17 protein-coding genes and 2 pseudogenes are annotated in these 20,164 nt (G+C 71.9%); 12 read left to right on the top strand and 7 right to left on the bottom strand.

Going from position 1 to position 20,164, the window contains the following annotated elements:
- Positions 1-25 precede the first annotated feature (25 nt).
- From ACWD4J_RS28870 to ACWD4J_RS28855, 4 genes are all read left to right on the top strand, one after another.
- On the top strand, positions 26-346 hold the full coding sequence (locus ACWD4J_RS28870) for an L-rhamnose mutarotase (RefSeq protein WP_451398377.1): 321 nt from the start codon (positions 26-28) through the stop codon (positions 344-346).
- 29 nt (positions 347-375) lie between these two features.
- Positions 376-1,797: a BNR repeat-containing protein gene (locus tag ACWD4J_RS28865; RefSeq protein ID WP_451398376.1), complete on the top strand. Its 1,422-nt coding sequence runs from the start codon at positions 376-378 to the stop codon at positions 1,795-1,797.
- A gap of 91 nt (positions 1,798-1,888) precedes the next feature.
- Positions 1,889-2,914 (top strand): LacI family DNA-binding transcriptional regulator, encoded by a 1,026-nt coding sequence (locus tag ACWD4J_RS28860; protein WP_451398375.1) that lies wholly within the window; start codon positions 1,889-1,891, stop codon positions 2,912-2,914.
- A gap of 99 nt (positions 2,915-3,013) precedes the next feature.
- Positions 3,014-4,315 carry an alpha/beta fold hydrolase gene (locus tag ACWD4J_RS28855; RefSeq protein WP_451398374.1) on the top strand — a complete coding sequence of 434 codons (1,302 nt, stop codon included), beginning with the start codon at positions 3,014-3,016 and terminating at the stop codon, positions 4,313-4,315.
- A 46-nt stretch (positions 4,316-4,361) separates the two neighbouring features.
- Here ACWD4J_RS28855 and ACWD4J_RS28850 read toward each other — a convergent pair whose 3' ends face one another.
- Positions 4,362-4,871: a hypothetical protein gene (locus ACWD4J_RS28850; RefSeq protein WP_451398373.1), complete on the bottom strand. Its 510-nt coding sequence runs from the start codon at positions 4,869-4,871 to the stop codon at positions 4,362-4,364.
- 97 nt (positions 4,872-4,968) lie between these two features.
- Between ACWD4J_RS28850 and ACWD4J_RS28845 the strand changes: the two genes are divergently transcribed.
- Together ACWD4J_RS28845 and ACWD4J_RS28840 are read left to right on the top strand one after the other, a co-directional pair.
- Complete coding sequence (locus ACWD4J_RS28845) at positions 4,969-5,727, top strand: PIG-L deacetylase family protein (RefSeq protein ID WP_451398372.1); 759 nt, start codon at positions 4,969-4,971, stop codon at positions 5,725-5,727.
- Between the two features lie 89 nt (positions 5,728-5,816).
- Positions 5,817-6,794, top strand: a complete 978-nt coding sequence (locus ACWD4J_RS28840) for an NADPH:quinone oxidoreductase family protein (RefSeq protein WP_451398371.1) — start codon at positions 5,817-5,819, stop codon at positions 6,792-6,794.
- Positions 6,795-6,881: 87 nt separating this feature from the next.
- On the opposite strand, the gene ACWD4J_RS28835 is transcribed toward ACWD4J_RS28840, so the two are convergent.
- Both ACWD4J_RS28835 and ACWD4J_RS28830 read right to left on the bottom strand, forming a co-directional pair.
- Positions 6,882-7,547, bottom strand: coding sequence for a response regulator (locus ACWD4J_RS28835; RefSeq protein ID WP_451398370.1), 666 nt, complete (start codon positions 7,545-7,547; stop codon positions 6,882-6,884).
- Positions 7,544-8,659 carry a sensor histidine kinase gene (locus ACWD4J_RS28830; RefSeq protein ID WP_451398369.1) on the bottom strand — a complete coding sequence of 372 codons (1,116 nt, stop codon included), beginning with the start codon at positions 8,657-8,659 and terminating at the stop codon, positions 7,544-7,546. Before ACWD4J_RS28830 ends, ACWD4J_RS28835 begins: the two co-directional genes overlap by 4 nt.
- A 321-nt stretch (positions 8,660-8,980) precedes the next feature.
- On the opposite strand from ACWD4J_RS28830, the gene ACWD4J_RS28825 reads away from it, so the two are divergent.
- The 3 genes and pseudogenes from ACWD4J_RS28825 (at position 8,981) to ACWD4J_RS28815 (ending at position 10,642) form a co-directional block, all read left to right on the top strand.
- The gene (locus tag ACWD4J_RS28825) at positions 8,981-9,604 is read left to right on the top strand and encodes a VanZ family protein (protein WP_451398368.1); all 624 of its coding nucleotides are present in this window, start codon (positions 8,981-8,983) and stop codon (positions 9,602-9,604) included.
- Between the two features lie 154 nt (positions 9,605-9,758).
- Positions 9,759-10,282 (top strand): annotated as a pseudogene (locus ACWD4J_RS28820) (hypothetical protein).
- A gap of 165 nt (positions 10,283-10,447) precedes the next feature.
- Positions 10,448-10,642, top strand: a complete 195-nt coding sequence (locus ACWD4J_RS28815) for a hypothetical protein (RefSeq protein WP_451398367.1) — start codon at positions 10,448-10,450, stop codon at positions 10,640-10,642.
- A gap of 92 nt (positions 10,643-10,734) precedes the next feature.
- Here ACWD4J_RS28815 and ACWD4J_RS28810 read toward each other — a convergent pair whose 3' ends face one another.
- Complete coding sequence (locus ACWD4J_RS28810; protein ID WP_451398366.1) at positions 10,735-11,934, bottom strand: ROK family protein; 1,200 nt, start codon at positions 11,932-11,934, stop codon at positions 10,735-10,737.
- 78 nt (positions 11,935-12,012) lie between these two features.
- Positions 12,013-13,458 carry a xylulokinase gene (xylB, locus tag ACWD4J_RS28805; RefSeq protein WP_451398365.1) on the bottom strand — a complete coding sequence of 482 codons (1,446 nt, stop codon included), beginning with the start codon at positions 13,456-13,458 and terminating at the stop codon, positions 12,013-12,015.
- Positions 13,459-13,667: 209 nt separating this feature from the next.
- Between xylB and xylA the strand changes: the two genes are divergently transcribed.
- A complete protein-coding gene (gene xylA / locus ACWD4J_RS28800; RefSeq protein ID WP_451398364.1) occupies positions 13,668-14,834 on the top strand; it encodes a xylose isomerase in 1,167 nt (388 codons plus the stop codon).
- Between the two features lie 289 nt (positions 14,835-15,123).
- Here the strand turns inward: xylA and ACWD4J_RS28795 are convergent, their stop codons facing one another.
- Together ACWD4J_RS28795 and ACWD4J_RS28790 are read right to left on the bottom strand one after the other, a co-directional pair.
- The gene (locus ACWD4J_RS28795) at positions 15,124-16,551 is read right to left on the bottom strand and encodes an SWIM zinc finger family protein (protein WP_451398363.1); all 1,428 of its coding nucleotides are present in this window, start codon (positions 16,549-16,551) and stop codon (positions 15,124-15,126) included.
- The gene (locus ACWD4J_RS28790) at positions 16,548-19,478 is read right to left on the bottom strand and encodes an SNF2-related protein (RefSeq protein ID WP_451398362.1); all 2,931 of its coding nucleotides are present in this window, start codon (positions 19,476-19,478) and stop codon (positions 16,548-16,550) included. Before ACWD4J_RS28790 ends, ACWD4J_RS28795 begins: the two co-directional genes overlap by 4 nt.
- 274 nt (positions 19,479-19,752) lie before the next feature.
- On the opposite strand from ACWD4J_RS28790, the gene ACWD4J_RS28785 reads away from it, so the two are divergent.
- On the top strand, positions 19,753-19,935 hold the full coding sequence (locus ACWD4J_RS28785) for a hypothetical protein (RefSeq protein WP_451398361.1): 183 nt from the start codon (positions 19,753-19,755) through the stop codon (positions 19,933-19,935).
- 133 nt (positions 19,936-20,068) lie between these two features.
- Positions 20,069-20,164 (top strand): annotated as a pseudogene (locus tag ACWD4J_RS28780) (IS481 family transposase); the annotation flags it as partial.

Raw genomic sequence — 20,164 nt, 5'->3', positions numbered from 1 at the left:
TCTTCCAGGACCCGGAGGGTCGTTGATGCAGCGCGTGTGCTTTCTGCTGAAGGTCCGGGCGGACCGCCTCGACGAGTACCGCGAGCGGCACGCCACCGTGTGGCCCGAGATGCTCGAAGCGCTCTCGGCCACCGGCTGGCACAACTACTCGCTGTTCCTGCGCGAGGACGGCCTGCTGGTCGGCTATCTGGAGACCGAGGACTTCGCGGCCGCCCAGGCCGGCATGGAGGCCACCGACATCAACGCCCGCTGGCAGGCGGAGATGGCGCCGTTCTTCGAGTCGCTGGACGGCGCCCGGCCCGACGAGGCCATGAAACCGCTCACCGAAGTGTTCCATCTTGCCTGACATACCCCCCACCTCAGGAGCAAGCGGACATGAGACGACGTACCTTGCTGGCCACCGCCCTCGCCTCGGGACTGGGCACTGTGGCAGTCACTAGCACGGCACGGGCCGCCGACCCCGGTCCGTCGGTCACCCTGACCGGCAGCACCACCCTCGACGCCCAAGCGATCTTCTTCGTCTCCTACGACGGCCTGGTCAACAACAACTCGTTCCAGAAGAACGGGCTGTTGACGTACAAGGGCTACCAGTACGCCGCCTGGTACACCGCCGACCGCAACGCCGTCGTCGGCCGCCGCGCGCTCGGGGCGAGCACCTGGTCGACCGTCGAGGTCGGCCACACGCTCAAAGCCGACGACTCCCACAACGTCATCTCCATGGGTGTGTCGAAGACCGACGGCCGGCTGCACCTCAACATGGACTCCCACAGCGACGGCTTCACCTACATCAAGTCGGTGGCCGGACTCCTCGACAACCCCTCCGGGCTGAGCTGGACCGCGAGCCGCTTCGGCACCCCGCAGTCCACCCTCGACGGACTCGCCCTGACCTCGCAGTTCACCTACCCGCAGTTCATCTCCACGCCCGAGGGCAGGCTCCAGCTCAGCTACCGCGTCGGCATCTCGGGCAACGGCCGCAACGCGCTGGCCGAGTACGACGGCACTTCCTGGACCGGCCTCGGCGAGTGGACGAGCTCCACCGGCACGTACACCAGCGAGCACGGCTCCAGCGCGGCCCGCAACATGTATCTGCACGGCATCGACTACGACAAGAACGGCCGGCTGCACTCCTTCTTCACCTGGCGTGAGCAGAACGGCGCCGTGATGTGCAGCAGCGGCGGCATCACCAACCACGACACGGGCTACGTCTACTCGGACGACCGCGGCCGCACCTGGCGCAACGACGCGGGCACCGTCGTCGGCACCACCGGCGGCTCCGACAAGGTCGCCGTCACGGACTCCGGGCTCGTCGTCGACCCGCTGAACCCGGATCACTCGCTGATGAACCAGGAGAGCCAGTTCACGGACTCCGCGGGCCTGCCGCACGCGATCATCAGCTATGTCCCCGGCCGCTTCGGCCAGTGCACCACGAACTACGTCACCGACCGGACGAACAACGGCCGCGCCTTCCACGTCCGCAAGAACTCGTCCGGCACCTGGCAGAAGACCGAGATCCCGGTCGCGCTGAGCTCCAGCCAGCGCACCAAGCTCATCCTCGACAAGTACGACAACGCGTACGCGATCTTCCCGTTCGGCCGGATCGCCGGTGCCTCCAAGTCCTCCGGCTACACGGACTGGAAGGTCCTGTACGACGGCAGCGGCCTGAACGCCTTCGGCGAGGTCGTGATCGACGAGATGCGGGTCTCCCAGGACGGGGTGCTGTCGTTCATGTACCAGGAGAAGTCGAGTGGTACGACGCCCTCGGCGCTTCATGTCGTCGACTTCCGGCTGCCCTCGTGACCGGTGCTTTCGGCGGGCGTGCAAGTAATGTGCGCGTAGGTAGTGTGAAGGCATGCCCGCCGCTTCTCGTCCCCCAGGAGGTCCCAGCCTGATGGCCCAGTCGGTGGGTATCAAAGACGTCGCTCGCGCCGCCGGAGTCTCGGTGGGCACGGTCTCGAACGTCATCAACCGTCCGGACACCGTCGCCTCCGAGACCCGGGCGCGGGTGCTGTCCGCGATAGACCGGCTCGGCTATGTGCGCAGCGAGTCGGCCCGCCAGCTGCGGGCCGGCCGCAGCCGGATCATGGGCCTGCTCGTCCTCGACATGGGCAACCCCTTCTTCGTGGACGTGGCGCGTGGCGCCGAGCGGGCCGCCCGGGACGCCGGTCTCGGCGTCATGGTCTGCAACAGCGCGCAGAGCGCGGGCGAGGAGGCCGACTACCTCTCGCTCTTCGCCGAGCAGCGGGTGCGGGGCGTGCTGCTGACGCCCGCCGACGCAACGGGACGCAACATCGAGACGTTCCGCCGCCACGGCATCCCGTTCGTGCTCGTCGACCGGGTCGCCGAGGGCACCACCGAGTGCTCGGTGTCGGTCGACGACGTGGTGGGCGGCGCGCTGGCCGTCCGGCATCTCATCGACGCCGGTCACCGCTCCATCGCGTATGTGAGCGGGCCGCCCGGACTGAACCAGGTCAGGGACCGCCGGACGGGGGCCCTGAGCGCCCTCGCCGAGGCGGGACTCGCACCCGAAGCACTGCGCGAACTGCCGACGGAGCGGCTCGACGTCGCCGCGGGCCGTGACGCCGGGGCCCGGCTGCTCGGGCTCGCCGACCGCCCGACGGCCGTGTTCTGCGCCAACGACCTGCTCGCCCTCGGCGTGCTGCAGGCCATGTTCGCGGCCGGCGTGAGCGTGCCGGACGACCTGGCGATCGTCGGGTACGACGACATCGAGTTCGCCGCCGCCGCCGCCGTGCCGCTCACCTCGGTGCGCCAGCCGGCGGTGACCATGGGTGCGCTCGCCGCCGAGCTCCTCCTCGAGGAGACGGAGGCCGAGACCGCGTCGGCGCCGCACGAGCACAAGCGGGTCGTGCTGCAGCCGGAGCTCGTGGTGCGCCGCTCCAGCCTTGCGCCGCGCTGACGAGGCCGGTCTTCCCGCCGAGCCTCGCTGTGCGTCCGCTGAACAGGTGTGTTGAATGGGGGACGGATGATCACGTTCCGTATGCCCTCAGGAGCACCCTTGACCGCCACGTACCGTCAGCCGGGCGTCGTCCTCACCGACCGCCACTTCACCGTGCCTCTCGACCACGACCGGCCCGGAGGGGAGCGGATCGAGCTCTACGTACGCGAGGCCGTGGCGAGCGACAAGGCGGGCGCGGACCTGCCCTGGCTGATCTACCTCCAGGGCGGCCCCGGTTTCGGGGCCAACCGGTTCATCGGCAAGCAGGCCTGGCTGGGCCGCGCCTTGGAGGAGTTCCGGGTACTGCTCCTGGATCAGCGCGGCACCGGCCGCTCGACGCCCGTGAACCGGCAAACGCTCCCGCTGCGCGGCGGCTCTCGCGAACAGGCCGACTACCTCGCGCACTTCCGCGCTGACTCCATCGTCCGCGACTGCGAGGCGATCCGCCCCACCGTCACGGGCGGTGCCCCCTGGACCGTTCTCGGACAGAGCTTCGGCGGTTTCTGCACCACGCACTATCTGTCGGCCGCGCCCGAGGGCCTGAGAACAGCGTTCATCACGGGCGGTCTGCCGTCGCTGGACGCCCACGCGGACGACGTGTACCGGGCCGCATACCCGCGCATCGAGCGCAAGGTGGCGGCCCACTACGCCCGGTATCCACAGGACGTCGGACGGGCCCGCCGCATCGCAGAGTACGTCGCCGAACATCGCCCCCTGCTGAACGGCGGCTACCGGCTCACCGTCGAGGCATTCCAGTCCCTGGGCATTCTCCTCGGCACGAGCGACGGCAGCCACCGCCTGCACTACCTGCTGGAGAACGCCTTCGTGCACACGCCGGCCGGTCCCGCCCTGTCCGACGCATTCCAGGAGGACGTCCAGTCCGCCCTGTCGTACGCAGCCCATCCGCTCTATGCGCTCGTGCACGAGGCGATCTACGCCCAGGACGACCGGCCCACGGCCTGGTCCGCTGAGCGTGTACGCGCTGAATTCCCCCAGTTCGACGCGGAGAAGACGCTGTCCGGCGACGGCCCGCTGTTGTTCACCGGGGAGTCCGTTCATCCCTGGCAGTTCGACTGCGACCCGGCGCTCGCACCGCTGCGCGAGACCGCCGAACGGCTCGCCGAGCGTACCGACTGGGCGCCGCTGTACGACCCGGCGCGGCTCGCGGCCAATGCGGTGCCGGTCGCGGCTGCCGTCTATCACGACGACATGTACGTCGACACGGAGCACGCCCTGCGTACCGCCCGCACCATCCGCGGACTGCGCACGTGGGTCACGGACGAGTTCGAGCACGACGGCGTGCGGTCGGGCGGACCCCGGGTCCTGGACCGCCTGCTGGCTCTGGCACGGGACGAGGTCTGACGGCGCGGAGGAATCCGGGAGGGAGCCCCATTGCCGCGACGGCTTTCTACTTCGACGGCAGGCGGGTGCCGCACCGACTGCAGTACAGCGCGTCACGTTCGGACGCAAGACGCCCGCAGTCGGGGCAGACTCGGTGCAGCAGGCAGGCCGGCTCGCCGGCGTCCTGCCCCGGTGCCGGGCGCTGCTCGGATGCTGGGGAACGGATGGTGAGCCCGGGGCGGCGGCGGTGCACCGTGAGGTAGGCCATGCCGTCCGGGCCCGCCGACAGCGACCGGCGGGTGCCGTGCGGCAGCCACGTGATGCTCCCCGGCCCGAGCGTGTGCCGTACGCTCTCGGCGTCGAGTTGCCCGCCGCCGGCGGTCACGTACAGCAGGACGTCGAGATCCGGCTCGGCGTGCGCGCCGACTTCGGCCCCGGGTGCCAGACGCACCACGTTCGCGTCCAACTGCCGTCGCCGGGCAGCCAGCCGCCACAGTGCGCCGCCCTGTTCCGGGGGCGTCTCACCGAGCAGATCGGCCATCCGGGCGAGCACGCCGGGTTCCGAATGGGGTGCCACCAGCTTCCTCCCATGCATGTACAGGTTGCCGGGAGGCGGATGTTACCCGGAGTCCGGAGGTACTCCCGACCAGGCCGCGACGCATAGGCTCTCGTGCATGACCGAGCCGGGGACCGACCTGACGACCGAACCGCAGCTCGAACCCATGCCCACCGACTGGCAGCGCGCCGTCGCCATCGTGGCCCACCCCGACGATCTCGAGTACGGCTGTGCGGCAGCGGTCGCCGCATGGACCGACGCCGGCCGTGAGATCGCGTACGTCCTGGCCACCCGCGGTGAGGCGGGCATCGACACGCTGGAGCCCGCCATGTGCGGCCGGCTGCGCGAACAGGAGCAGCGGGCGAGTGCCGCCGTCGTCGGGGTGACGAGTGTGGAGTTCCTCGACCACAAGGACGGCGTGATCGAGTACGGGCTCCGGTTGCGCCGGGACATCGCCGCGGCGATCAGGCGCCACCGGCCCGAGCTGGTGATTACCCTCAACCACCGCGACACCTGGGGCGGCGTCGCCTGGAACACCCCGGATCATGTAGCTGTCGGGCGCGCCACGCTCGACGCTGCGGGCGACGCCGGCAACCGCTGGATCTTCCCCGAACTCGCCGACCAGGGCCTCGAGCCGTGGAACGGGGTGCGCTGGGTCGCCGTCGCCGGATCCGCGCAGCCGACCCACGCCGTGGACGCCACCCCGGGCCTTGAGCGGTCCGTACGGTCCCTGCTCCAGCACCGCAGCTATATCGAGGCGCTCACGGACGAGGACCCGGAGACGTACTGCCGCACCTTCCTTCTCGGCAGCACCGAGGCCATGGGCCGGCGGTTCGGCGGGAAGCCCGCGGTGGCATTCGAGCTGTTCAGCCGGTGAGTGACAGGCGTAGCTCTTCCCACCTGTCAAAGCGACCGCTTAGTATGCGTCGGAGCCAGGTTCTACGAACAGTCCCGTGGAGGCCCCGCATGCAGGCATGGCACGTGCACGAGAACGGCGAGCCGAGGGAGGCGATGCGCCTCGAGGAGACGGCCGAGCCGGTACCCGGCGAGGGGCAGGTCCTCCTCCGGGTGCGGGCCGCGAACGTCAACTTCCCCGACGCGCTGCTGTGCCGCGGGCAGTACCAGATCCGGCCCACGCTGCCGTTCACGCCCGGCGTGGAGATCTGTGGCGAGACCGAGAACGGCCGCCGCGTCATCGCCAACCCGGTGCTGCCGTACGGCGGTTTCGCCGAGTACGCCCTGGCCGACGCGGCGGCCGTGCTGCCCGCTCCCGACGCGCTGGACGACGCCGAGGCGGCGGCGCTGCACATCGGCTACCAGACGGGCTGGTTCGGCCTGCACCGCCGCGCCCGCATCCAGGCCGGCGAGACGCTGCTCGTCCACGCGGCCGCGGGCGGCGTCGGCAGCGCGGCCGTGCAGCTCGGAAAGGCCGCGGGTGCCACCGTCATCGGTGTCGTGGGCGGCCCGGAGAAGGCCGAGATCGCCCGTGAGCTGGGCTGCGACCTGGTGCTCGACCGGCACACGGACGACGTCGTCGCCGCCGTCAAGGAGGCCACCGGCGGTCGCGGCGCGGACGTGATCTACGACCCGGTGGGCGGCAACGCCTACGCGCAGTCCGCGAAGTGCGTGGCCTTCGAGGGGCGGATCGTCGTCGTGGGATTCGCCAGCGGCACGATTCCGACCCCCGCGCTCAACCACGCGCTCGTGAAGAACTATTCGATCCTCGGGCTGCACTGGGGCCTGTACAACACCAAGGACCCGCAGGCGGTGCTCCACTGCCACGAGCAGCTCACCGAGCTCGCCGCGAAGGGCGCGATCAAGCCCCTCGTCAGCGACCGTGTACCGCTGACGGCCGCGGCCGAGGCCGTGCAGCGCGTCGCCGACGGCGTCACGACCGGTCGTATCGCCGTCGTCCCGGGGCTTGAGGAGGGAGCAGCCGCCTGATGGGCGCAGCCACGCCGCCTGCCCAGCGCAGGGCCGCCTGACGGTCGTTCGGCCGGGCGAGGCGGCCCAGGGCGGCGAGTCACCCTTTCACTGCCGGTCGACGAGCCCGGATTCCCAGGCCCAGGCGGCGATCTCCACGCGGTTGCGGGCGGGTAGTTTCGTCTGCACGTTGCCGAGGTGGGTTTTCACCGTGCCCACCGAGATGGACAGTTCGGTCGCGATCTCCGCATTGGTCAGTCCCCGGGCCACCAGGCGTACGAGGTCCAGTTCGCGCGCCGACAGGGTGCTGTGCACCGCGCCCTGCACCCTGCGGCGCGTGGTCGCCGCGCTGTTGAGGCTGCGCAGCAGCCGCACCGTGATCGAGGGGCTGACCAGGGCCTCACCCGAGGCCGCCGCCCGGATCGCCTCGACCAGGAGCGCGGGTCCCGAGTCCTTGATCAGGAATCCGCAGGCGCCGTCGGTCAGGGCGCGGTGTACGTACTCGTCGTCGTCGAAGGTCGTGACGACGACGACCTTCGGCGGGTCGACGGTGCCGGGGCGGGTCAGCCGGCGCAGGGCCTCCAGGCCGTCGAGGCGGGGCATGCGGATGTCCATCAGTACGACGTCGGGGCGGTGCCGTTCGGCGAGTTCCACCGCCTGCAGGCCGTCGCCGGCCTCGGCGACGACCTCGATGTCGTCCTCGGCGGCCAGGATCATCGCGAATCCGGCGCGGACCATGGCCTGGTCGTCGGCGATCAGCACCCGGATGGTCATCGGGCCGCTCCGATCGGGGCGGCGGCCGAAGACGCCGGGAGGGTGGCTTCGACGCCCCAGCCGCCGCCCATGGCCGCTCCGGCCTCGATGCGGCCGCCGATCATGCCGACCCGTTCGGCCAGTCCCCGCAGCCCGAAGCCGGATCCGGGGCCGGCACCGGAGGCGTGCCGCGGCTGTCCGTCGTCGCTGACCCGTACGGCGACGCCGTTCGCGGACCGTGCCACGGCCACCCGCACTTCGGTGCAGCCTTGGGCGTGTTTGCGTACGTTGGTCAGCGCCTCCATCACCACCCGGTGCACGGTGGTGGTCACCTCCACCGGCAGGTCGTCGAACGTTCCTTCCATGTCGAGTCCGGCCCGCGCGCCGCCGATCGCCGAGAACCCCTCGACGAGCGAGCGCATCTCGGCGATCCCTGCCAGGGGGGTGAGAGCGGGTTGCCCGGCGCCACTATTCCCGTCGCCGTTCCCGTCCCCTTCCCCGTTCTGCCGGGTGCCGTCCTGGCCGTCGGTGTCGCGCAGCATTCCCACCATGAGGCGCATGGACGACAGTGCCTCCGTCCCGGCCTGCTCGATCCGTTCCAGCGAGGGCCGCATGAGCTCGGGGCGCCGCTCGGCGATCGCCAGGGCGCCCTGCGCCTGTACGACGATGCCGGTCACATGGTGGGCGACGAAGTCGTGCAGGTCGCGTGCGAACTCCGTGCGCTGCTCCAGACGCAGCGCGGCCGCCCGGCGCCGCCGGTCCGCCCTGACCAGCCGCCAGGTGACACCGGCGCCGAGTACCGCGGTCGATCCCACGGCGAAGAACAGCGCCGTGATGACGCTGATGTCCACCACCTCGACCGCGATCGGCCGCAGCACGATCGCCACCCACAGGACGGGAGGGACGGTCCAAGCCACCCACGACCGGCGTCCGCGCAGCGGGACGAGCAGCAGCAGCCACAGCAGCGCGGCGGGTTCGGCGAAACCGTACGCCTTCGAGGCCAGCGGATCGGGTGCGCTGCCGGGTCCGGCGCGCAGGACGACCGATACGGCCAGCGACGCGGCCCCCGCCAGACCGGCGACCACCGGCAGCGCCTTGGCGCCGAGCCAGGGCGAGGCGGCGACGGAGGCCACGGCCAGCAGGGCACAGCACAGTTTCGCCAAGTCGAGCCGCTGTGCGCCGATCAGCCCGCCCCAGTAGTCGGCCAGCAGGGCCGCGCACAGGACAGCCAGCCACGCCGCCCATGCGCCCCAGGGCGCCAGGGCCCGCGTTCGCGCCCGCCAGGAAGGGGTTTGGGAAGCCCACCTTGAATCCAGGGGTGCGGACGCCGCTCGGCCGAAAGTCGTAGCCGGCCGCGCAAGTTCTGACTTTCGCCGGATCCGGCGCGCGGGACGGCCGGGCAGAGTCGGATCCGTCGGGCGGGTTCCGCGATCTATCACACCCAGGAGCATGTCATGGGCAACACCAGCTTCCGTATCGAGTCCGTGGAGGTGCTGGCGCCCCTCCTCGCCGCGTTCACTGTGCTGCTCGCGGCGCGCGCCTCGAGGAAGCACCCCGGCTGGTACGGCAGGCCGGCGCTCACCCGGCTCGTTGCGGCCGTCTACGCCGCGGGCTTCCTGCACTTCACGCTGTTCCCGATCATCGTGGACAAGGCTCAGAACGAGGCGGACTGGACGAGCCAGATCCAGCCGGTCCCTCTCTTGGGCGTCCTCGGGATGGACCCCAGCTTCGTACTCAACATGGCCTTGTTCATCCCGTTCGGTGTGCTGCTGCCGCTGATGGCGGAGCGTGAGCTCCGGGTGAGGCGGGTCGCCCTGCGCGGCCTGGCCGTCAGCCTGACGATCGAGCTGAGCCAGCTGGGGATGTACATCCTGTTCAGCAACGGCCGGGGGGCGGACGTCGACGACCTGATCGCCAACACCCTCGGGGGCGTGCTCGGTTACCTGATCCTGCGCCGGGTCCTGCGCTCCTCCGCTCTGTCCGACCTCGTACGCGGCTTCGCCCTGCCGGGAACCGCGCTCGCGCCCTCGGCGATGGAGACGGTGTCCGAGGTCGCGGCCGCGCCTGGCGCGCGCTGACCGGCGGCGGCACGGCAGCGATCAGGCCCCGCGGGGCCTGATCGCCGTCGCTTACCCCGCCTGCTCACCCGCGCCTGCCATGGTCGCCGCGTGAACGCGCCGTGCGGTTCCGCGGCGAAGTGAACGCAGGGCGGGGGTCACTCTCGCCGCCGCCCTGGCGGGCAGCGTCGCCGCCCCCGCCGCGTACGCCGGGGCGAGCGGAAGCGCGGGCCGCACCCGCTCCTGCGCGCCCCACGCGCACAACGACTACGAGCATCCCCGGCCCCTCTTCGACGCGCTGGACGACCGTTTCATGAGCGTGGAGGCCGACATCTACCTCGTCGGCGACCAACTGCTCGTCGCGCACGACCCGGTGGACCTCGACCCGTCCCGCACACTCGAATCGCTGTACCTGGAGCCGCTGCTCGCCCGCATCCGGGCCAACCAGGGCTCGGTGTACCGCGGTTACCGCACGCCCCTGAAACTCCTCATCGACATCAAGACCGAAGGCGCCTCGACGTACCTGGAACTCGACCGCCACCTCCGGCGTTACCGGCAGATCTTCACCACGTACGCGCACGGCACCGTGCGCAAGGCGACGCGGTGTGGAGCGAGCTGCTCGCCGCCGACGTCGACCACCTGAACACGGACGACCTGGCGGGTCTCGAGGCGTTCCTGGACGCTCACGACAAGGCCTAGTTGAGGGGCCCTCAGTCCCTCAGTTCGGAATTCGGCTCGCGGCATTGCCATCACAGCGAGTCAAAACACTTTCGGGGGACACGCCAGTCACGAGGACCGCCCCGCCGCTACGCCACACTTGCGGCCGAAAGTCACGGGCGTCGACGTGGCGGAGGAGACCGGGCGATGGCTGTTTCGATTTCTGCGGTGCTGCTGCTACTGATCCTGGCAGTGGTCTTCATCCGCAACGGTGCGCTGAAGCTCTCGCATGCCTTGGTGTGCATCCTGCTCGGGTTCTATCTCGCGAGCACGAGCATGGCGCCGACCATCCACGAGGGTTTGTCGGCGACAGCGGAGATCGTCAGTCACCTCAATCCATGAGCGGGCCGGGACCGGCTGCGGCAGTGCCCGCGGCCGGCCCCGGCACTTCATGGCCATGGGTTCATGAGCATGGGCGAGCCTAGGCCCTGCCCTCACACCCCGCCCGCCACCATCGCCGGATCGTCCAGCACCGCCCGTACGACCGAGTGCGCCGCGCCGAGCAGCGGGCCCTCCGAGCCGAGGCGGGACACGGCGACGCCGCAGGCCAGGCGTGCCGTGCGGCTGCCGAGCTCGCGCTCCAGCGCGGGGAGCAGCCAGGGCGCGAGGCGGGACAGCGCCCCGCCGAGCACCACGGTGTGCGGATCGAGGAGATTGACGGCACCGGTCAGTGCGATGCCCAGAGCCGTGCCCGCGCCGCGCAGCGCCCGCCGTACGTCCTTGTCGCCTTCGCCGGCGCGGTCGGCGAGCAACCCGACGCGGCCTTCGCCCGGACCGAGGCCCGCCGCTCGCAGCACCGCCTCGACGCCCGCGTACTGCTCGAGGCAACCGCGGCCGCCGCAGCGGCACTTCGGGCCCTCGGGACGCACCGGGACGTGGCCCAGCTCGCCCGCGAACCCGCGGGTGCCGCGCAGCAGCCGGCCGTCGACGACGACCGCCGCGCCGATGCCGATCTCCGCCGACACATGGACGAAGTCGGGTGGGGTGCCGTCGCCGAGCCACAGTTCCGCAAGGGCGCCGAAGTTGGCCTCGTTGTCCACCGTCACGGGCAGGTCACCGGCGAGGAGCTCCCCGAGGTCGGTGTCGCGCCAGTCGAGGTTCGGTGCGCGCACGACCAGTCCGGTGCCGCGCTCCACCAGGCCGGGGACGGCGACGGCCAGTCCGGCGGGGCGCAGGCCGGCCTTCTGCGCCTCGACGGCCACCTGGTCCACCAGCGCGGCGAGCTCCACGGTCACCGGTTTCGCGGCCCGGCCCCGGTTGTCGGTCCAGTGCACGGCACGCGCGCGTACTTCGCCGCGCAGATCGACCGCACACACCGCGAGGTGGTCGACGCCCACCTCGGCGCCGAGGCCGGCCGGGCCGCGGCCGCTCACCGCGAGCGCCGAGCCGGGGCGGCCTCGGCCCACCTTGCCGGGGCGCTCCGGCCCCAGCTCGTCGAGCAGACCCGCCCTGATCAGCTCGTCGACCAGCGTCGACACAGCGGCGCGCGTCAGGCCGATGCGGGAGGCGACCGCGGCGCGCGACAGCGGGCCCTCCGCGGCGACGGTGTGCATCACCCGCGAGAGGTTGCGGCGGCGCATGCCCTGCTGGGTGTCGGGCGTGCCCCGGCGGGTGTCGTGCAGCGGTGCGGTCATGCCTCCCTCAGTCCTGCTCGGTTCGCATCCTGGGTCGGGTGATGCGCGCGCCCGGGAGCCCCGGGCGCGCGATCACGGTCAGGACGCGTCCGGGCGCCTGTCCAGCAGCGCGGCGGCGTCGGACAGCACTCCGGAGATTCTGCCGAGCACCGCCTCGTCGCGTTCCACCGGGTCCAGGACAGGGCCCCGTGCGGTGCCCCAGCGCCGTGCCACGGCGGCCGGGTCCTCGCCGGTGAGCAGCCCGGCGGCCTGCGCTGCCGCACCGAGTGCGACCAGCTCCTTGGCCTCCGGGATCTGCACCGCCCGGCCGGACAGACGCCGTACGGTCTGCTGCCAGGCCGTGCCGCGGGCGCCGCCGCCGATGAGCAGCAGCGGAGCGGTCGGGTCCGCGTCCTCGTCGAGCACCAGGTCGAGGGCGCCGAGCAGCGAGTGCACCGCGCCGTCGTACGCCGCCTGCAGGAGCTGGCCCGGCGTCGTGTCGTGCCGCAGCCCGTGCAGCAGGCCGGAGGCGTTCGGCAGGTTCGGCGTGCGCTCGCCGTCCAGGTAGGGCAGGAGCGTGACGCTGCCGCCGGGCTCCACGGCCTGCCGGTCGATGCCCAGCAGGGCGGCCATGCGGTCGACGGCGAGCGTGCAGTTCAGGGTGCAGGCAAGGGGCAGCCAGTCGCCCGTTGCGTCGGCGAAGCCCGCCACGGTGCCGGACGGGTCGGCGGGCCTGTGCCGCGACACCGCGTACACCGTGCCGGACGTGCCGAGGCTGAGCACGGGCATGCCGGGGCGCAGGCCGAGGCCGAGGGCGGCGGCCGCGTTGTCACCGGTGCCGGGAGCGACCAGCGTCCCCTTGGCGAAGGGCAGCTCACCGCTGCCGCGCACGGTTCCGGCGACCTCACCGGGGCGCACGACGCGGGGCAGCAGCGCCGGGTCGAGACCCACGCGGCCGAGGATCTCCTCGTCGTAGGACTCGCTCGCCGACGACCACCATCCCGTGCCCGACGCGTCGCCGCGGTCGGTGGTGCCGTCACCGGTCAGGCGCTCGGTGAGGTAGTCGTGCGGCAGGCGGACGGCGGCCGTGGCGCGGACGGCATCCGGCTCGTGCTCGGCGAGCCACGCCCACTTGGTGACCGTGAAGGAGGCCCCCGGCACGCTGCCGAAACGGTCGGCCCACACCTTGGGGCCGCCCAGCTCCTCGATCAGCCGCTCGGCCTGCGGCGCCGACCGTACGTCGTTCCACAGCATCGCGGGGCGCACCGGCCTGCCCTGCGCGTCGAGCGTGACGAGTCCGTGCTGCTGGCCGCCGATCGACACGGCCGCGGCCTCGTGGGCAGCGTCACCGCACTGGCGCAGCGCCTCGCACAGGGCGCTCCACCACTGCTCGGGGTCGCTCTCGCGCCCGGCGCCCGACGTGACGGTGTGCGGGGCCTGGCCGCTCGCCACGACCTGCCCGGTGGCGGCGTCGACGACCAGGGCCTTGGTGGACTGCGTCGAGCTGTCCACTCCGACAACGAGCGGTCCCTCCGCTGCTGACATCGGGCTCTCCGTTTCTGCGGCTCGCGCCGGGCCCAAGGGGGCCCCACGCTGTTTCTGGGGGACTCTGCGCATGCCTGACGGGTCTCGGGGTTCCCGTTTTCTGACCGAATCCGCCGGTCTTGTCGAGACCCGTCTTCCCAGGGATGCCCTGGCATACTAATTTGTAAAGCGCCATGACGAAATAGTCGGAGCGAGCAAGGAGCCGCGGCATGAACTACCAGCCCACCCCTGAGGACAGGTTCACCTTCGGTCTGTGGACCGTCGGCTGGCAGGGCAGGGACCCCTTCGGTGACGCCACCCGGCCGGCCCTGGACCCGGTCGAGACCGTCCAGCGCCTGGCCGAGCTCGGCGCGCACGGCGTGACCTTCCACGACGACGACCTGATCCCGTTCGGGTCCACCGACACCGAGCGCGAGGCCGTCATCAAGCGGTTCCGCCAGGCGCTCGACGCCACCGGCATGAAGGTGCCGATGGCCACGACCAACCTCTTCACGCACCCGGTCTTCAAGGACGGCGCGTTCACCGCGAACGACCGTGACGTACGCCGTTACGCGCTGCGCAAGACGATCCGCAACATCGACCTGGCCGTCGAGCTGGGCGCCACCACGTACGTCGCCTGGGGCGGCCGCGAGGGCGCCGAGTCCGGCGCCGCGAAGGACGTGCGTGTCGCGCTGGACCGGATGAAGGAGGCGTTCGACCTCCTCGGCGAGTACGTGACCTCCCAGGGCTACGACCTGCGCTTCGCCATCGAGCCCAAGCCGAACGAGCCGCGGGGCGACATCCTGCTGCCCACGATCGGTCACGCTCTCGCCTTCATCGAGCGCCTGGAGCGGCCCGAGCTGGTCGGCGTCAACCCCGAGGTGGGCCACGAGCAGATGGCGGGGCTGAACTTCCCGCACGGCATCGCCCAGGCCCTGTGGGCGGGCAAGCTGTTCCACATCGACCTCAACGGCCAGTCCGGCATCAAGTACGACCAGGACTTCCGTTTCGGCGCGGGTGACCTGCGGCAGGCGTTCTGGCTGGTCGACCTGCTCGAGTCCGCCGGCTACGCGGGCCCGAAGCACTTCGACTTCAAGCCGCCGCGCACCGAGGGCTTCGACGGCGTGTGGGCGTCGGCCGCGGGCTGCATGCGCAACTACCTGATCCTCAAGGAGCGCGCGGCCGCCTTCCGCGCCGACCCGGAGGTCCAGGAGGCCCTGCGCGCGTCGCGCCTCGACGAGCTCGCCAAGCCGACCGCCGAGGACGGCCTGTCCGCGCTGCTTGCCGACCGCGCCTCGTTCGAGGACTTCGACGTGGAGGCGCGCGGCGCCCGCTCCATGGCCTTCGAGCAGCTCGACCAGCTGGCGATGGAGCACCTGCTGGGTGCGCGGGGCTGACCCCGCGCCAGGCGTGCCCTGGGGAGGTGTGCCCCGGGGAGGTGGCACCCTGCCTGGTGACACGGTGCCTCCCCGGGCGGCGGCTTCGAGCCGCCGCCCGGGGGCACGGCCCGCATTTTGGTGGGCACGGGTGGTCTTCCGGTGGGACGGCCGACTGCCCGGACGGCCGGGTACGGCCCGGCGTTCGATGGCGGCGGGCCTCCTGAGGGTGGCGGCCTGCCGCCCTCCGGCGTAGGCCTGCCTCCCCCCGGCGCTGGTCCGAGGGGCGCCGTCGCCGGAACCGGCCCGTTCACTCGCCGCCGGCCGCCACCGCCAGTGCCGTCGCCGGATCGGGCGCGGAGGGGCCTGCGGGTGCCCAGCGGCCGCGCTCCTTGCGGTACGGCCACCAGCGGCCGTCGCGCCCCAGACGAAGCTGTGCCTGTACACCCGCCGCCCGAGCGTCGACCGGCCCAGCGTCGACAGGCTGGGCGCCGATCACCGTCCAGCGGTTGCGCGCACCACGCAGCTCGGGCCGTTCGCCCTCGTCCCACGCCGACTCCAGCGCGGCACGCGCGCGTGCCAGTTCTTCCGGCTCTGGCGTCCACTCCTCGTCGAGTACCGACAGGGCCGCCGCACCACCGAACCCCCAGGCGCGCACGGCGAGAGCGAGCCCCTCCCGGCCCCGGCCCGATGCGGCCGCGAGCCGCGCCAGGATCTCCGGCCCGGGACCATCGGCAGCCAGGCGTACGGCATCCTGATCCTCTGTCAGGCCGGGTTGGCGCGGCTGCCGTTCATGGCCCGGGGAGAGCGCCTCGGTCAGCAGCCGGTGTGCCTCCGCGGCCGCCTGCGCCGCCAGGAACTCCAGCGCGAGCACATCGAGACCGGATACGGGCTCCTCCTCCGTGTCCAGCGATGGCGGAACCCCTGGCTCCTGAGGTGCCGATGGCGGTGCGGACAAAGGCGGCAGTATCTGCCCCGCGGCGTACGCCTCCTGCGCGTCGACACCCTCGGGAGCGTCCGCTTGCGCCTCCTCCGGAGCCGCCTGTGAGGAAGCCTGGGCCACACTGCGGGCCTGCAACTCGTCCAGCAGTTCGCGCTCCCCGCGGCCGCGCATCAGCAGCAGCACGAACGGATCCTGGTCCAGCAGCCGCGCCACCTGGTAGCAGAGCGCCGCGGTGTGCGCGCAGTGGTCCCAGGCTCCGCAACCGCACTCCGGCTCGAGGTCGCCGATGCCCGGCAGCAGCTCGACGCCCGCGGCGGCCGAGTCCTCGACCAGATGAGGCGGCATGTCCCGGTCGAGGAGGGCCGCGATGTGCCCCGCGCGCTCGACGGCCATGCCCAGGAAGCGGTCCCACTCCTCGTCGCTCAGCTGCTGCAGGAGGACGTCCGAGCGGTGCCGGGTGTGGTCCCGGTCCTGGACGACCGCGGTGATCCGGCCGGGGCGTACGGACACCGCGCCCACCGCCCCGGCGCGCGCGAGCCTGCGGCCCGTCTTCACCTGCTCGGAGTCCAGAGCCGTGTCCTCCAGCGCCCTGAGCCAGGCCTGCCCCCACCAGGTCGCCGCGAAGCCCCGCCCGCGCGCGGGCGGCAGCGCGGCGAAGGTGCGTTCGTGAATGGGCTCGTCGAGGGTTTCGTCGGCGTGGCCGCGCGCATCGCTGTGCTCGCTGTCCGCCTCGCTGTACTCGTCGTCCGCATCGCCGTACGCGTCACCCTCGGTGTACTCATACCTGCGGCTCATCGGCCGTCGCCCCCTCGCAGCTCCACCAGATCGGCCAGTTCCGCATCGGTCAGTTCCGTCAGGGCGGCCTCGCCGGTGCCGAGAACGGCGTCCGCCAGTGCCCGTTTGCGCAGCAGCATGTCGGCGATGCGGTCCTCGATCGTGCCTTCGGCGACGATCCGGTGCACCTGGACGGGCTGGGTCTGCCCGATGCGGTACGCGCGGTCGGTCGCCTGGGCCTCGACGGCGGGGTTCCACCAGCGGTCGTAGTGCACGACATGACCCGCCCGGGTCAGGTTCAGCCCCGTGCCGGCCGCCTTCAGCGACAGCAGGAAGACCGGCACATCACCTGCCTGGAACCGGCTCACCATGGCCTCGCGCTCCGCCACGGGCGTGCCGCCGTGCAGCAACTGCGAGGGCACACCGCGGGACGTCAGATGCCGCTCGATGAGCCGGGCCATCCGGACGTACTGGGTGAACACCAGCACGCTCGCGTCCTCGGCGAGGATGGTGTCGATCAGCTCGTCCAGCAGGTCCAGTTTTCCGGAGCGGCCCGCGATCCTCGGGCGCTCCTCCTTGAGGAACTGTGCCGGGTGGTTGCAGATCTGCTTGAGCCCGGTGAGCAGCTTGACGATCAGCCCGCGGCGCGCGAAGCCATCGGCACCCGAGATCTCCGCGAGCGTCTCGCGCACCACGGCCTCGTACAGCCCGGCCTGTTCAGGGGTGAGCGACACAGCCCGGTCGGTCTCGGTCTTGGGTGGCAGTTCGGGGGCGATGCCCGGGTCCGACTTGCGGCGGCGCAGCAGGAAAGGGCGTACGAGCTTGGCGAGCTGTTCGGCGGCCGCCGGGTCCTGACCGCCCTCGACGGCCTGTGCGTAGCGGCTGCGGAACGTGCCGAGTCGGCCGAGCAGCCCCGGTGTGGTCCAGTCGAGAATGGCCCACAGTTCGGAGAGGTTGTTCTCCACGGGTGTGCCGGTGAGCGCCACGCGCGCGTGCCCGCCGATCGTCCGCAGTTGCCTGGAGGTCCCCGAGTAGGGGTTCTTGACGTGCTGCGCCTCGTCGGCGACGACCATCCCCCACCGCGTATCGGCGAGCTGCTCGGCGTCGAGCCGCATCGTGCCGTACGTGGTGAGCACGAACTCGCCGTCGGCCAGGTCCTCCAGGCTGCGGCGCCCGCCGTGGAAGCGGCGCACGGGGCAGCCGGGCGCGAACTTCTCGATCTCGCGCTGCCAGTTGCCCAGCAGTGACGTCGGGCAGACCACGAGGGTGGGGCCCGCCGACGCCTCGTCGGTCTGCCGGTGCAGATGCAGGGCGATCAGCGTGATCGTCTTGCCCAGGCCCATGTCGTCGGCCAGGCAGCCGCCCAGACCGAGCGAGGTCATTCGGGCCAGCCAGTTCAGGCCGCGCAGCTGGTAGTCGCGCAGGGTGGCGTCGAGCCCGGCGGGCTGCCCCACCGGTTCCATGGCCTCGGGGTCGGCCAGCCGTTCGCGCAGGGTCGCCAGCCAGCCCGTCGGCCGTACCTCCACGTGCCGCCCGTCCACCTCGGTGGAACCCGTCAGCACGGCGCTCAGGGCGTCGATCGGAGTGACCTTGCGGTCCTGCTCATCCCGGGCGCGGCGGACCTCCGCCGGGTCGACGAGCACCCATTGGTCGCGCAGTCGCACGACCGGTCGGCTTGCTTCGGCGAGGTGATCCAGCTCCTGGCGGGAGAGTTGCTGGTCGCCGAGTGCGAAAGACCAGTTGAAGGCGAGCAGGGCGTCCGCGGACAGGAACGACGGTGCGTCGGACGAGGCGCTGCGCTCCTTCTGCCCCTCGCCTCGGCCGTCGTGCCAGCCGCCGTCGTGCCAGCCGCCGTCGTCCGGGGCGCCGTCGTCCGGAGGGCCGATGACCGCGCGGGCGGTCAGCTTGCGCGCCAGTTCCCTGGGCCAGTGCACCTCCACGCCCGCGGCCGCGAGCCGCCGGGCCCCCTCGCCGAGCAGCTCGGTGACCTCGTCGTCGGCCAGCTCGACGGCGTCGGGCACGGGGGCCGACAGCAGAGGGGCGAGCGGCGGCCAGGCGCGGGCCGCGCGGCGCAGCGCGAGCAGGGCGTCCATCCGCGCGCGGGCCCCGAACGACCGCACCGAGGGGCTGGTCGCGGCCCATAGCTCGGCAGCGTCCGCGACCAGTGCGGGATCGCTGGCGCTGTGCATCTGGAGCACGGCCCGGAAGGCGATCGCGGTGGCGCCGTCCGATGTCGCCGACGCAAGCCCTGGCATCTCGACACGCAGCGAGATCCGTACGCCCGCGTCGTGTCCCGCGGCCACATCGGCGGCCCACGCGCGGTGCTCGGGGACGCGCTGCGGGCGGTGTGCCGCGAAGACCGGACCGCCCGCCGCGAGCGCGGCTGCGGGGGAGCGCGGCAGAGTGTCGGCGACCGCGTCGAGGAAGGCGCGCAGCAACGGCTCGGAGTCCGGCAACCGGGTTGGGCCTGAGCCGTCGAGCGGGACCGCGTGCGCGGCCGGGGGCATCGCGGCGGCCAGGTCACGTACCCGCTGAAGGTCCTCAGGGCTCAGCGGGCCCGCACGCCAGGCGTCGTGGTCGGCCGGCGTCAGCCCCGGCAACAGCAGCCCGCGAGCGACGAGTTGCAGTGCCAGTACCGTGGCCGCTCCCCAGAAGGCGGCCGCCGGATGCGCCTGCGCACGGGCACGCGCGCGTGTGAGCACGGGGAGGGCCTGCCGCACGGGCAGCACGAGGGCGGGTACGCGCACGAGCTCGACGCCGTGGTCGTGGGGAACGACGACGGTGAGTTCCTCGACCGATCCCGCGGCCGCCGGGGGAGGTGGTGCGGTTCCGTCGTCGTGCCAGAAGGCGACGCTGCCGCCGCGCGCCGGGTCGGCGGGCAGGAAGACGACGGAGCAGCGGGACAGTTCAGAGATCTCGGAGGGTGTTGCTGCGGGCAGGTTCTGCACAGCGATGGCACATTCCTCAAATTTGACTACTGAGACCGGAGTCGTTGAGGGTACCTCACTCGGGGGCTTCGGTGAGGGTTTCGGCGCCCTGGGTGAGCGCGGCCCGGGGCCGCACGTCAGGGGCGAGTCCCAGGGGCGTGTCCTCAGGGGCGAGTCCTCAGGGTCCAGTAAGGGGCGCACGTCAGGGACGTCTCAGGGTTGTGACCTGGAACCGCCGGGGACACCAGGCCGTTTTCAAGGCAGAGAGCGGCAGCAGCCGCGAAGGAGGCGACACATGTCCAAGAACGCGAAGATCGCCGCAGGAGGTGTGGCGGCCGGGCTCATCCTGCTGTACTGGCTGCCCTGGTGGGCCGTCCTCTTGATCATCCTCGGGGTGCCGGCGGCGGCGTATCTGGCCCTCGATCCCTCGCAGCGGCGCAGGCTGCGCCGTGTCACACGCAAAGAGCTCGGCCGCTGAGATGGACGCCCAGCGGCCGACGCAGGCCCTAGATGTATTGATCACGAGCGTTGTTAACGGTCGCTGGGCTTGATCATGGCGAAGACCTCCGGTGTGGTGGAGCTGTCTAGGACTACACCGCACGGAGGCCTTCATGTCCCACCGTAATGCCCGGCTGACCGTTCATGGCAGGCGGCTGCTCGTCGAACGTGTCTGCAGTGGCCGCCCGGTCGCGCACGTCGCGGCGGAG

This window comes from Streptomyces sp. NPDC002577 (assembly GCF_053594815.1).
Note: the sequence above shows the minus strand (reverse complement) of the source record. Positions and strands in the feature narration are given on the sequence as shown.

What these genes read in the sequence shown, in the direction of transcription:
- ACWD4J_RS28870 (WP_451398377.1), top strand. Translation starts at nt 26, where the DNA reads ATGCAGCGCGTGTGCTTTCTGCTGAAGGTCCGGGCGGACCGCCTCGAC.
- ACWD4J_RS28865 (WP_451398376.1), top strand. Translation starts at nt 376, where the DNA reads ATGAGACGACGTACCTTGCTGGCCACCGCCCTCGCCTCGGGACTGGGC.
- ACWD4J_RS28860 (WP_451398375.1), top strand. Translation starts at nt 1,889, where the DNA reads ATGGCCCAGTCGGTGGGTATCAAAGACGTCGCTCGCGCCGCCGGAGTC.
- ACWD4J_RS28845 (WP_451398372.1), top strand. Translation starts at nt 4,969, where the DNA reads ATGACCGAGCCGGGGACCGACCTGACGACCGAACCGCAGCTCGAACCC.
- ACWD4J_RS28840 (WP_451398371.1), top strand. Translation starts at nt 5,817, where the DNA reads ATGCAGGCATGGCACGTGCACGAGAACGGCGAGCCGAGGGAGGCGATG.
- ACWD4J_RS28835 (WP_451398370.1), bottom strand. Translation starts at nt 7,547, where the DNA reads ATGACCATCCGGGTGCTGATCGCCGACGACCAGGCCATGGTCCGCGCC.
- ACWD4J_RS28825 (WP_451398368.1), top strand. Translation starts at nt 8,981, where the DNA reads ATGGGCAACACCAGCTTCCGTATCGAGTCCGTGGAGGTGCTGGCGCCC.
- ACWD4J_RS28815 (WP_451398367.1), top strand. Translation starts at nt 10,448, where the DNA reads ATGGCTGTTTCGATTTCTGCGGTGCTGCTGCTACTGATCCTGGCAGTG.
- ACWD4J_RS28810 (WP_451398366.1), bottom strand. Translation starts at nt 11,934, where the DNA reads ATGACCGCACCGCTGCACGACACCCGCCGGGGCACGCCCGACACCCAG.
- xylB (WP_451398365.1), bottom strand. Translation starts at nt 13,458, where the DNA reads ATGTCAGCAGCGGAGGGACCGCTCGTTGTCGGAGTGGACAGCTCGACG.
- xylA (WP_451398364.1), top strand. Translation starts at nt 13,668, where the DNA reads ATGAACTACCAGCCCACCCCTGAGGACAGGTTCACCTTCGGTCTGTGG.
- ACWD4J_RS28795 (WP_451398363.1), bottom strand. Translation starts at nt 16,551, where the DNA reads ATGAGCCGCAGGTATGAGTACACCGAGGGTGACGCGTACGGCGATGCG.
- ACWD4J_RS28785 (WP_451398361.1), top strand. Translation starts at nt 19,753, where the DNA reads ATGTCCAAGAACGCGAAGATCGCCGCAGGAGGTGTGGCGGCCGGGCTC.